At 46.0% G+C, this 13,461-nt stretch carries 9 protein-coding genes and 1 tRNA gene; all 10 read right to left on the bottom strand.

All coding sequences use genetic code 11. The features are described from left to right. Nucleotides 1–443: 443 nt before the first annotated feature. Nucleotides 444–4,721: a DNA-directed RNA polymerase subunit beta' gene (rpoC, locus tag A3GA_RS0110515; protein ID WP_018027365.1), complete on the bottom strand. Its 4,278-nt coding sequence runs from the start codon at nt 4,719–4,721 to the stop codon at nt 444–446. Continuing rightward, complete coding sequence (gene rpoB, locus A3GA_RS0110510) at nt 4,721–8,836, bottom strand: DNA-directed RNA polymerase subunit beta (protein WP_018027364.1); 4,116 nt, start codon at nt 8,834–8,836, stop codon at nt 4,721–4,723. Before rpoB ends, rpoC begins: the two co-directional genes overlap by 1 nt. 275 nt (nt 8,837–9,111) lie before the next feature. Continuing rightward, nucleotides 9,112–9,498, bottom strand: a complete 387-nt coding sequence (rplL, locus tag A3GA_RS0110505; protein ID WP_018027363.1) for a 50S ribosomal protein L7/L12 — start codon at nt 9,496–9,498, stop codon at nt 9,112–9,114. Between the two features lie 105 nt (nt 9,499–9,603). Continuing rightward, on the bottom strand, nt 9,604–10,128 hold the full coding sequence (gene rplJ / locus A3GA_RS0110500; protein ID WP_018027362.1) for a 50S ribosomal protein L10: 525 nt from the start codon (nt 10,126–10,128) through the stop codon (nt 9,604–9,606). A 228-nt stretch (nt 10,129–10,356) separates the two neighbouring features. Then, complete coding sequence (gene rplA / locus A3GA_RS0110495) at nt 10,357–11,064, bottom strand: 50S ribosomal protein L1 (protein ID WP_018027361.1); 708 nt, start codon at nt 11,062–11,064, stop codon at nt 10,357–10,359. Next, complete coding sequence (gene rplK, locus A3GA_RS0110490; protein ID WP_018027360.1) at nt 11,064–11,498, bottom strand: 50S ribosomal protein L11; 435 nt, start codon at nt 11,496–11,498, stop codon at nt 11,064–11,066. The genes rplA and rplK overlap by 1 nt, the downstream gene beginning before the upstream one ends. A 90-nt stretch (nt 11,499–11,588) precedes the next feature. After that, nucleotides 11,589–12,122: a transcription termination/antitermination protein NusG gene (gene nusG, locus A3GA_RS0110485; RefSeq protein WP_026156960.1), complete on the bottom strand. Its 534-nt coding sequence runs from the start codon at nt 12,120–12,122 to the stop codon at nt 11,589–11,591. A gap of 9 nt (nt 12,123–12,131) precedes the next feature. Beyond that, complete coding sequence (gene secE, locus A3GA_RS0110480) at nt 12,132–12,512, bottom strand: preprotein translocase subunit SecE (protein WP_018027358.1); 381 nt, start codon at nt 12,510–12,512, stop codon at nt 12,132–12,134. A gap of 36 nt (nt 12,513–12,548) precedes the next feature. After that, nucleotides 12,549–12,624, bottom strand: a tRNA-Trp gene (locus A3GA_RS0110475). A gap of 106 nt (nt 12,625–12,730) precedes the next feature. Then, nucleotides 12,731–13,461, bottom strand: a 731-nt coding sequence (locus A3GA_RS0110470) for an EF-Tu C-terminal domain-related protein (protein ID WP_018026649.1), incomplete at its 5' end; no start/stop codon positions are given.

Here is a 13,461-nt window from a genome sequence, read left to right as displayed (position 1 = left end):
TTTAAGAAGCGTGTGCGTGCGATTCATAAACACATAGGCTTCGTGAGGTGCCACCTGACCAAAGCGCTGAATTGCCTTAGTGCGCAAGGTATCCANCCCCGCTCGTAAATCTGTCGCCTCACTCACCAGGATGATTTTATCTAGTGCCAGTAGGCTAGACGCTTGCTCTTGAATTCCCACNCGTTGGGCGGTCTCGATACGCATTAAAGACGGCATTGATTTCTCCTAACATACACAAAACCTTAGTGTCGCGCAATTTAGGAGGAATGAATACATGTGTTCACCGGACGCTTACGATAATGTTAGCACTTGGCAGATTTAAAATCCACCACATGATCTAAAAATAGCCGTTATATTGTAAATAACGGCTATTTTTATGAGTGAACCCAGCTGCTACTGGCTATCTAAGAATAGTCTTCACAGCTAGGGTATGGCTTGTCAGCTTACTCTTCAGTAGGGCCTGACTCTTTGCTGCTATCTAGCTCAGTCGTCACTGCTTCTGCAGTCGCACCTAAAGCACTTTCAAGAGAAACCGGCTCAATAAAGGGGTTTTCTTGTTCAGTAGAACTGCTGTGCTCGAAGCTACTACGACTGTCAAGCTTCTGATGACGCGCCAAGTGGTAAGCTAAACCAGTACCGGCAGGGATCAAGCGACCCACGATCACGTTTTCTTTTAGACCACGTAGCTCATCACGTTTACCCATCACCGCAGCTTCAGTTAGTACGCGTGTTGTTTCCTGGAAGGAAGCGGCAGAGATGAAGGAGTCTGTCGAGAGTGACGCTTTGGTAATACCCAAGAGGATATTCTGATAAGTCGCTGGTTGACCGCCCTCAGCCTGAACCCGATCGTTTTCATCAAGTAAGGCAGAACGCTCCACCTGTTCACCCGGAATAAAGCTAGTATCCCCAGCATCCTCAACCACCACACGACGTAGCATCTGACGCACAATCACTTCAATATGCTTATCGTTGATCTTCACACCCTGTAAGCGGTAAACCTCTTGTACCTCATCAATAATGTACTGAGCAAGCATCTCAATACCTTTGAGGCGCAGAATATCATGCGGATCAGCAGGACCGTCAACAATTAACTCACCTTGGTGAACCACACGACCATTTTGTACCTGAATATGCTTTTCCTTAGGAATCAAGAATTCATGCGGCTGACCATCGGTATCAGTAATCACTAAACGCTGCTTACCTTTAGTGTCCTTACCAAAGGAAACCACCCCAGAAACATCAGCAAGAATACCGGCATCCTTAGGTGAACGGGCTTCAAATAGCTCAACCACACGTGGTAGACCCCCGGTAATATCACGGGTTTTCTGAGAATCCACAGGGATACGAGCCACGATCTCACCCACACCGATCTCCTGGCCATCACGTACTCGAATCAAGGCACCGACCGGGAAGCTAATCGCTACGCTATGGCTGGTATTGTTTGGACCGAGGATTTTAAGCTCCTCACCTTTCTCATCCAACATCTTGATCTGCGGACGTACATTGGCACGTGTAGCACGCTTAGGTGTAATCACGACTAAGGTCGATAAACCGGTCACTTCGTCAGTTTGCTGGGCTACGTTCACGCCCTCTTCGATATTATCGAATTTCACCTGACCCGCATACTCAGACACAATCGGACGAGTTAATGGATCCCAAGTAGCTAATTTAGCGCCTGCTTTTACCTCATCACCGTCACCAACCATCACCGTCGCACCATAAGGCACACGATGACGCTCACGTTCACGTTCAGTCGTCGGATCAACAATTAATAGCTCACCGTTATTAGAGATCGCAATACGTTCGCCTTTGCTATTGGTCACATAACGCATCGAGGCTAAGAAAGCCACCTTACCGTTAGACTTCGTCTCAACGCTAGACACGCTAGCAGTACGTGAGGCCGCACCACCGATGTGGAAGGTACGCATGGTTAACTGAGTACCTGGCTCACCAATAGATTGAGCAGCAATCACACCCACTGCCTCACCACGGTTCACTAGTGTACCGCGACCTAAATCGCGACCATAACATTGAGCACATAAACCATGACGTGTTTCACATGTCAATGGCGTGCGAATCTTAACCTCGTCAATGCCGAGTTTATCAATTAACTCAACCGCATCCTCATCTAGCATGGTGCCAGCTGTGATCACTGTCTCTTGCGTATCTGGATTAATAATATCAGCGGCAGCGACACGACCTAAGACGCGATCGCGTAGAGGCTCGATAATTTCACCGCCCTCAACCTTGGCTTTGATCATATAGCCATTGGTGGTACCACAATCGTCCTCAATAATCACCAAGTCTTGAGTCACGTCAACAAGACGACGAGTTAAGTAACCTGAGTTCGCAGTTTTTAACGCTGTATCGGCCAGACCCTTACGCGCACCGTGGGTTGAAATAAAGTACTGAAGTACGTTCAGACCCTCACGGAAGTTTGCGGTAATCGGCGTTTCAATAATTGAACCGTCTGGCTTAGCCATCAAGCCTCGCATACCCGCTAACTGACGAATCTGCGTCGCCGAACCTCGAGCACCGGAGTCAGCCATCATATAAATGGAGTTAAATGACTCTTGATCCACCTCTTCGTCGAAGCGATTCAGCACTTTTTCAGTGGCTAATTGCTCCATCATCACCTTCGTGACGCGCTCAGTGGCTTTACCCCAAATATCAACCACGTTGTTATAACGCTCTTGGGTTGTTACCAAACCAGAAGAGTGCTGTTTATCAATGGCTTTAACCTCTTCAGAGGCTTGCGCCAAGATATCGACTTTAGCAGCAGGCACTAGCATATCGTCCACTGCAATAGAGATACCCGCTTTAGTCGCTAAACTGAAACCAGATTGCATCAGTTTATCGGCAAAAATAACGGTTTCTCGCAGACCACAACGACGATAAGCTTGGCTCACCAAATTAGAAATTTCCTTTTTAGTCAGCGCTTTGTCGATAACACTAAACGGCAGACCCTTAGGTAAAATTTCAGACAGTAAAGCACGACCAACCGTAGTTTCAACACGTTTTAATTGCGGCTGGAACTCACCGTTTGCATCTTTAACCCACTCATTTAAGCGCACCGTAATACGGCTTTGTAATTCAACCGCACCAGTATTGTAGGCACGATGCAATTCATTCAGGTCAGCAAAGAAGCTACCCTCACCCTTACCGTTAATACGTGAACGAGTGGTGTAGTAAAGACCTAACACAATATCTTGAGAAGGTACAATCGAAGGCTCACCACTGGCTGGGAATAAGATGTTATTAGACGCTAACATCAAAGTACGCGATTCTACCTGTGCCTCAATCGATAAGGGCACGTGTACCGCCATTTGGTCACCGTCAAAGTCCGCGTTAAAGGCCGCACACACTAGCGGGTGCAATTGAATCGCTTTACCCTCAATCAGTACCGGTTCAAAGGCCTGGATACCAAGACGGTGCAACGTTGGCGCACGGTTTAATAGTACCGGGTGCTCACGAATCACTTCCTCAAGAATATCCCAAACGACCGGCTCTTGAGCCTCCACTAAGCGCTTGGCTGCTTTTGTCGTTGCCACTAAATCCATCGCCACTAAACGGTGGAAAATAAATGGCTTAAAGAGCTCTAAGGCCATCAATTTCGGTAAACCACATTGATGTAGTTTAAGCTGCGGACCGACCACAATCACCGAACGACCGGAGTAATCCACACGCTTACCTAACAAGTTCTGACGGAAGCGACCGCCCTTACCCTTAATCATATCGGCAAGTGACTTTAATTGACGCTTATTCTGACCCGTCATGGCCTTGCCGCGACGACCATTATCCATCAACGAGTCAACCGCTTCCTGCAACATACGCTTTTCATTGCGTACGATAATATCAGGCGCATAAGACTCAATCAGACGCTTCAAACGGTTATTACGGTTGATGACGCGACGGTATAAATCGTTCAGATCCGAGGTTGCGAAACGACCACCATCAAGCGGTACCAAAGGACGTAAATCCGGTGGCAGCACAGGTAACACCTCAAGAATCATCCACTCAGGCTTAATCCCCGATTTTTGGAAGCCCTCAACCACTTTAAGACGTTTGGAAATTTTCTTAAGCTTAGCTTCAGAGGTCGTTATTTTAAGCTCTTCGCGTAAGGTTTCCGCTTCTTTATCGATATCTAGCGTACGCAATAACTCGCGGATGGCCTCAGCGCCCATCAGCGCAACGAACTCATCACCGTACTCATCGACCTTATTGTTGTACTCCTCTTCGGTCATGATTTGACCGCGCTGTAACGGCGTCATGCCTGGCTCAATCACGCACATGGCCTCAAAGTATAAGACGCGCTCAATATCACGCAAGGTCATATCAAGCACCATACCTAAACGAGAAGGCAGGCTTTTTAAGAACCAAATATGGGCAACGGGACTGGCTAGTTCAATATGCCCCATACGCTCACGACGTACTTTGGCCGCAGTTACTTCCACGCCACACTTTTCACAAATAATGCCGCGATGCTTTAAGCGCTTATACTTACCGCACAAACACTCATAGTCTTTGGTCGGGCCGAAAATCTTGGCACAAAACAGACCGTCACGCTCCGGCTTAATGGTGCGGTAGTTGATGGTTTCAGCCTTACGCACCTCACCGTAAGACCACGAACGGATCTTTTCCGGTGAAGCGATACCAATTTTAATTGCATCAAACTGCTCATCAGGGGCAATTTGCTTATATAGACTTAATAAACCATTCATTATTTTTTACCCTCCAGCTCCATATTGAGAGCCAGTGATCGAATTTCTTTAACCAAGACGTTGAAGGACTCAGGCATACCCGCATCAATTGAATGCTCGCCCTTGACGATGTTTTCGTGAACCTTCGTACGACCTGCAATATCATCCGACTTAACGGTTAACATTTCTTGTAGCGTATAGGCAGCGCCGTAAGCTTCAAGTGCCCACACCTCCATCTCACCAAAACGCTGACCACCGAACTGCGCCTTACCACCTAATGGCTGCTGAGTCACCAGTGAGTATGGACCAATAGAACGGGCGTGCATCTTATCATCCACTAAGTGATGCAGTTTCAGATAGTGCATATAGCCTACCGTGACTGGACGATCAAATGGCTCACCTGTACGACCGTCAATCAGATTCACTTGTGTACGTGTTTCAGTCAGGCCTAAACGCTCTTTAATCTCATCCGGATAGGCTAGCTTCAGCATATGCTGAATTTCCGCCTCAACCGCACCGTCAAACACTGGTGTTGCTAACGGTAGACCGTCACGTAGATTGTGCGCCATTTCGATAACTTCCTCATCGGACAAGCTATCTAATTTTTCCTTTCTACCAACGTCGTTATAGACCTTTTCAAGATAGGCGCGAATATCGCTCACCTGCTTGCTACGCTCACCGGCAAGCATTTCATCAATACGCTGACCGATACCCTTGGCTGCCCAACCTAAATGCACCTCAAGAATCTGTCCGATATTCATACGTGAAGGCACACCAAGCGGGTTTAGTACAATATCAACTGGCGTACCATCGGCCATATACGGCATATCTTCTACTGGTACGATGTGAGAAACCACACCCTTGTTACCGTGACGACCGGCCATCTTATCACCAGGCTGTAAACGACGCTTAACCGCTAAGTACACCTTGACCATCTTCAAGACGCCTGGCGGTAACTCATCACCCTGAGTTAATTTCTTACGCTTCTCATCGTACATACGCTCGATTTCAGCGCGTTCAAAGTCTAGTGACTCTTTGGCGTGTTCAAGCGTGGCTTGGGTATCCTCATCTGCTAAGCGAATATCAAACCAGAAATTAGGATCCAGATTTTCTAAGTAATCTGCACTTAGTGCGCTACCCTTTTTAAGACCTTGAGGACCGCCATTAACCACCTGACCCACTAAGATTTTTTGTAGACGGTCAAAAATATCATTTTGTGTAATACGGAAACGGTCATCTAAGTCAATACGATAACGCTCTAATTCTGCGTCAATAATGGATTGTGCACGTGCATCCGGCTTTTCACCTTTGGCTGTCAATACCTGTACATCAATCACCGTACCATTCATACCGGAAGGTACACGCAAAGAGGTATCCTTAACATCAGCGGCTTTTTCACCAAAAATCTGACGTAATAAACGCTCTTCAGGCGTTAACGGCGTTTCTGATTTAGGCGTTACCTTACCAACCAGAATATCATCGGCACGAACCTCGGCACCGATATGAATCATACCGGAGTCATCTAAACGGTTTAACTGCACTTCAGGCACATTAGAAATATCGCGTGTAATCGACTCATCACCTAGCTTGGTTTGACGAGCCACTACCGTCAATTCCTCAATATGGATGGAGGTATAACGATCTTCAGAAACCACCTTTTCAGAAATTAAGATTGAGTCCTCAAAGTTGTAACCGTGCCATGGCATAAAGGCGATCAACATATTTTGACCTAAGGCTAATTCACCTAAGTCAGTTGAAGCACCATCTGCCAATACATCACCGGCCGCAACCACATCACCGCGTTTAACCGTAGTGCGCTGGTTGATATTGGTATTTTGGTTCGAACGCGTGTATTTTGTGAGATTGTAAATATCCACCCCAACCTCACCGGCTTGCGCCTCCTCGTCATGCACACGAATCACGATACGCTGTGCATCCACGTGATCAACCACACCACCACGTTTAGCTTGTACCGTAGTTCCGGAGTCAAGCGCCACAATACGCTCAAGACCCGTACCCACCAAAGGCTTCTCAGGCTTCAGGCAAGGCACTGCCTGACGCTGCATGTTAGCACCCATCAAGGCACGGTTCGCATCATCATGCTCTAAGAAAGGAATTAATGAAGCAGCAACGGACACAATTTGTGATGGTGCCACGTCCATATACTGGACATTTTCCGGCGCCGTCATAATGGTTTCACCGTTTTCGCGACACGCAATCAGATCATCAATAAACTTACCGTCTTCATCTAACTCAGCGTTTGCCTGCGCAATCACGTAATTAGACTCTTTAATCGCAGATAAATACTCGATTTCGTCTGTTACGCGGCAGTTTTCAACCTTACGATACGGTGTTTCTAAAAAACCGAAGTTATTTAAACGGGCATACAATGCCATCGAGTTGATTAGACCAATGTTAGGACCTTCAGGCGTCTCAATCGGACATACGCGACCATAGTGCGTAGGATGTACGTCACGTACCTCAAAACCAGCACGTTCACGGGTTAAACCACCCTGACCTAAAGCAGACACACGGCGCTTATGGGTAATTTCCGATAAGGGGTTGGTCTGATCCATAAACTGCGACAACTGATTAGAACCAAAGAACTCCTTAACCGCCGCTGAGATAGGCTTAGAGTTAATAAGGTCATTTGGCATCAAGTTGTCAGATTCTGCCGAACCCAAACGTTCCTTAACCGCACGCTCAACCCGCACTAAACCAGCGCGGAACTGATTTTCAGCCAACTCACCCACGCAACGTACGCGGCGATTACCTAAGTGGTCAATATCATCAATCTCGCCTTTACCATTACGTAAATCAACGAGAATCTTAATGGTTTGTAAAATATCGTCATCGGTGAGTGTTAGGGCGCCCTCAGCACTATCAATGCCATGGAGGCGGCTATTTACCTTCATACGACCGACGCGTGATAAATCATAGCTATCTTCGCTATAGAATAAGCGCTCAAATAGGGCCTCAACCGCCTCTTCGGTTGGTGGCTCACCTGGACGCATCATACGATAAATCGCAATCCGCGCCGCATTGGCATCCAGCGTGTCATCAGTGCTCAACGTGGTAGAAATATAAGGACCCTTTTCCAATTCGTTGACATACAGGGTCTCAAGCACTTTGATACCAGCCGCACGTAAGGCAGTGAGTAAAGATTCAGAGATTTCAGCATTAGCCTCGGCTAAGACCTCACCTGTTTCGGGATCAATGATATTTTTAGCCAAGAAACGACCAACTAAAAAATCATCATTGACCAAAATCTCGTCCATATTGGCGTCCGCAAACTGGCGTAGATGTCTAACAGTAATACGCTTATCTGCCTCAACTAAGACATTACCCGCCTTATCGACTAAGTCGAATGGCGCCGTTTCACCGCGCCAACGCTCAGGAATAAAATCCATTAAAGCGCCACTTTCTTTGAGATCGAATTTATCGAAATCAAAGAACTCAGCCAGAATTTGCTCTGAGCTCATGCCAATGGCTTTTAACAACGTGGTCACCGGCATTTTACGACGACGGTCGATACGGAAGAATAAATTGTCCTTAGCATCGAACTCAAAGTCTAGCCATGAGCCACGATAAGGAATAACGCGCGCTGAGAAGATTAACTTACCGGAACTTTGGTTCTTACCGCGGTCATGCTCAAAGAACACACCAGGTGAACGGTGTAACTGAGACACGATAACACGCTCGGTACCATTAATAATAAATGAACCGGTGTCAGTCATTAAGGGGATTTCACCCATGAATACTTCTTGCTTTCTAACTTCTTTAACCGTTGGCTTGCTCGCATCACGATCCATAATTACTAAATTGATCGTGGCATACAACTGGGAGCAATAGGTTAAGCCACGTAATTGACATTCCTTTACGTCAAATACGGGGGCTTCTAAGCGATAACTTTCAAACTCTAAACGAGCGAAACCGTTATTGCTTTCAATGGGGAAAATACCGGTAAAAGCGGCATGTAGACCTTCATCCTTGCGTTGGCTATGGTGAACGTTTTGCTGCAAAAACAAATCATATGAATTGAGCTGTGTTCCTAGAAGGTTTGGTACTTTTTGAATGTCTTCGCGCTTAGCGAAGCTCTTACGAATACGTTTACGTTCAGTATACGAGTAAGGCATGAGCACTCCAACTCGAGATGGTTAGCTGATTACTAGTCGTTTGTAATCAAGAGGGTTTTGCGACTTCAAGAAAAACGTCTCTGTGCGCACATCTTGTCATCAGGGTGTAATTTAGTGTAAAGTGTGAGGCACTCGGAAAAGTCCCTACATAAACTAGCTAAATTATAAGTGAAGTTGATGCTATTGTACGTCTTCTTCTGGTTAGAGGCCGTTTTTCGTGAAAACACAAAAACCCGGAGATAGCAAAAACTACTCCGGGTGTTTAAAAGCAGGAACTACTTAAGTTCTACTTTAGCACCGGCTTCTTCAAGTTTCTTCTGTGCTTCTTCAGCAGCAGCCTTGTCTAAGCCTTCTTTAATTTCTTTAGGTGCGTTATCAACTAAGTCTTTAGCTTCTTTTAAGCCTAAACCAGTGATTTCGCGCACTGCTTTAATTACGTTAACTTTAGAAGAACCAACGTCAGCTAAGAATACTGTGAATTCAGTTTGCTCAGCACCACCTGCAGCGCCAGCGTCACCGCCTGCAGCAGGAGCAGCAACAGCAACTGCAGCGGCAGCAGCTGATACGCCGAATTTTTCTTCCATTTCAGTAATTAACTCAGACAACTCTAACACGCTCATGTTAGCAATTGCTTCTAAGATATCTGCTTTTGATAAAGCCATTTTGAACTCCAAAAATTAAAAAATATATTTGCCTGGTTTTGTTATCGATTCTATCGACGAATTTCCAAAAATCTATTACGTGTCAACACACAGTCTACTAATAAATTAAGCAGACTCTTTTTGATCACGTACCGCAGCCAAGCCGCGAACGAATTTAGACGGAACCTCGTTAAGCGTACGCACAAACTTCGCAACAGGTGCTTGCATTGTACCCAATAGTTTAGCCAATAGCTCTTCACGAGAAGGCATTTTAGCTAAGGCCTTAACACCTTCAACATCAAGTACGCTACCCGGTAAAGCACCGGCTTTCAGTACGATCTTGTCGTTGGTTTTGGCGAAATCGGACAATACCTTAGCAGCCGCCACTGGATCACTACTAATTGCGTAAAGTAGTGGACCAGTCAATTGCTCAGAGATACCCTCAAACGGTGTATCAGCAACTGAACGACGAACTAAAGTGTTTTTCAATACACGTAGGTAAACACCATTTTCACGTGCAGTTTTGCGCAATACGGTGATAGAGCCGACATCAATACCACGATACTCAGCTACTACCATTGATTGAGCTTCAGCCAGTTGGCCAGAAACCTCTTCAATTACGGCAGCTTTCTCATTACGATTGAGACTCACGGTTTGATTACTCCATCTAAATGACGCGGTGGGAAAATCCCGTTGCGTCAACCATATGCGGCGTACCAGGGCAGAGTTCTAATTGAATTCTTCCGTTGGGACGCCGTCTACGCTGGATAAGTTTTAAGTTTTTAACTATATGAGCTTAAAAACTCCAGCGGTCTTTGACAGCAGCGCCCTAAGTGATTCAATGTGATTAAATCGCCTAGAGGCGCAGCCCAAAGTTCTTTACTCAGCGGCTGCTGTTGCTAAAGTAGCAACCTCAACCTTTGCTCCACCACCCATTGTGGATGAAATGGAGGCTTTACGTAGATAAACACCCTTAGCAGAAGCGGGGCGCGCTTTATTTAAAGCATCTACTAAAGCGGCTAAATTTTGTTTTAACTGATCGACTTCAAATGAAGCACGACCAATGGTACTGTGGATGATACCGGACTTGTCAGTACGATACTGAACCTGACCAGCTTTAGCATTTTTAACTGCAGTCGCTACATCCGGTGTTACTGTACCCACTTTAGGGTTAGGCATTAAGCCACGTGGACCAAGGATTTGACCTAAAGCACCCACAATGCGCATCGCATCAGGAGAAGCGATCACGATATCAAAATCCAAGTTACCAGCCTTAACCGCATCAGCCAAATCCTCCATACCGACAACGTCAGCACCAGCGGCTTTAGCAGCTTCAGCATTATCACCTTGAGTGAACACGGCAACACGTACAGACTTACCCGTACCCGCAGGTAAAACGACGGAGCCACGAACTAATTGGTCAGATTTCTTAGGGTCGATACCTAATTGAATAGCCACATCAATAGACTCATCAAATTTAGCAGTCGCTGTTTCTTTAACTAGCGCTAATGCTTCGTCTAAAGTGTATAATTTTTCGCTATCAAACTTTTCACGGAGAGCGCGTAAACGCTTAGATACTTTAGCCATTAGTTCACACCCTCAACTTCAATACCCATACTACGGGCGCTACCGGCAATAGTACGAACAGCGGCGTCTAAGTCAGCTGCAGTAAGATCCGGTTCTTTGGTTTTAGCAATTTCTTCCAACTGAGCACGGTTTAATTTACCTACTTTATTTAGGTTAGGACGTGCAGAACCCTTTTGAACACCGGCAGCTTTCTTGATAAGAATAGTTGCAGGTGGGGTTTTCATGATGAAAGTGAATGATTTGTCTGCGTATGCAGTAATCACCACCGGAATCGGTAAACCTGGCTCCATGCCCTGAGTTTGAGCATTAAAAGCTTTACAGAATTCCATGATGTTAAGACCGCGTTGACCCAATGCTGGACCAATCGGCGGCGCCGGGTTTGCCTTACCGGCGGGCACTTGTAGCTTAATAAAGCCGGCAATTTTCTTTGCCATTTGATACTCCTAATGGGTGCAGGCGCTTAATTAAAAGCTCCCCATATGTTAATAAAAAATAGTAACGGCTTAATCTGCAGATAAAGCGGATTAAGCCTTTTCTACCTGACTAAAATCCAGCTCGACCGGGGTAATGCGTCCAAAAATCGTGACATTAACCTGGACCTTGCTGCGTTCGTAGTTGACAGCTTCTACCGTACCATTAAAGTCCGCAAATGGACCCTCCTTGACACGTAGCATCTCACCAACTTCGAATAATACCTTAGGACGTGGCTTCTCACCACCTTCCTCAATTTGGAATAGAATTTTATTGACTTCTTTTTCAGAAATCGGGGTTGGACGATTACCCGTACCACCCAAAAAGCCAGTCACACGATTCGTGCTCTTAACTAAATGCCATGTTTCATCAGTTAATTCCATCTCGATAAAAACATAGCCTGGGAAAATTCGACGCTCGGAGATTGATTTGTGACCGGCGCGACTCTCCATCACTTCCTCAGAAGGAACTAAGATACGACCGAAATAGCTATCCAAACCAGCTTCGGCAATTCTTTCCTGTAAGGACTTCTGAACTCTCTTCTCCATGCCTGAAAAGACATGAAGAACATACCAACGCTTACTCACCAACTCTCCCTATTTCCAACCTAGAAATACACCGTACAGAATCCAGTCGATTAAGCTATCGGCAATCCACAAAAAAATCGACATCACAAAGACGAAGGCAAAAACAACGCCTGTCATCTGAATAACTTCCTTGCGACTAGGCCATACAACACGCTTCATCTCATTGTATGAACCGGTAGCAAAAGCTAAGCCTCGCTTACCTAAGTCGCTAAGCCAAACTAAAATCGCTGCGAGTACCAAACTACCGACAAAAATACCCACGCGTGCGTAGCTTGCCAAGTCCGAAAAATAGGAATAGGCAAAAATACCAATCGCAAGAATCAGTACAGCAAGGGTGATCTTGATCTTGTCGCCAGTGTTGGAAACGGTTGTTATATTTGTGTTTGACATTTTAATAGTACCGCTAATTGCAGTTACTTAAGTATTTGGCAGGGGCAGTAGGAATCGAACCTACAACCTTCGGTTTTGGAGACCGACGCTCTGCCAATTGAGCTATACCCCTAGATATGTATTTTGCCGTTTAAGGCAAGGTAGTGCTCTATGAATAGAACACTACCGAACCACACATTATATCTTATTTAAATGATACTGTGTAATTTTTTTGAGAATTACTTCTCGATTTTAGCAACAACGCCAGCACCTACGGTACGACCACCCTCACGGATAGCGAAGCGTAAGCCTTCTTCCATAGCGATAGGAGCGATTAACTCTACATCCATGGATACGTTATCACCAGGAAGTACCATCTCTTTGTCCGCTGGTAGTGTAATGGTACCAGTTACGTCCGTTGTACGGAAGTAGAACTGAGGACGGTAACCTTGGAAGAATGGCGTATGACGACCACCCTCTTCCTTAGATAAGATGTACACCTCAGCAGAGAAGTTGGTGTGTGGCTTAATGGTGCCTGGCTTAGCCAATACCTGACCACGCTCAACATCCTCACGCTTAGTACCACGTAGTAAGATACCCACGTTATCACCAGCCTCACCCTGGTCTAATAACTTACGGAACATCTCAACACCGGTACAAATGGTTTTCTGTGTTTCACGGATACCAACGATCTCGATCTCTTCACCCACTTTAATCACACCGCGCTCAATACGACCAGTCACTACGGTACCACGACCAGAAATTGAGAACACGTCCTCAACNGGCATCAAGAAAGTACCATCAACCGCACGCTCAGGCGTTGGGATGTAAGTGTCTAAAGCCTCAGCTAAAGCAAGTACAGCTTGCTTACCTAATGGACCCTCGTCACCCTCAAGTGCTAAACGAGCAGAACCCTTAATGATTGGGGTGTCGTCGCCTGGGAACTCGTACATGCTTAACAACTCACGTA

The organism is Oligella urethralis DSM 7531, assembly GCF_000372065.1.
Classification (GTDB): Bacteria; Pseudomonadota; Gammaproteobacteria; order Burkholderiales; family Burkholderiaceae_B; genus Oligella; species Oligella urethralis.
The sequence above is the reverse complement of the archived record's forward strand: the minus strand, read 5'-3'. Positions and strand labels throughout refer to the sequence as shown.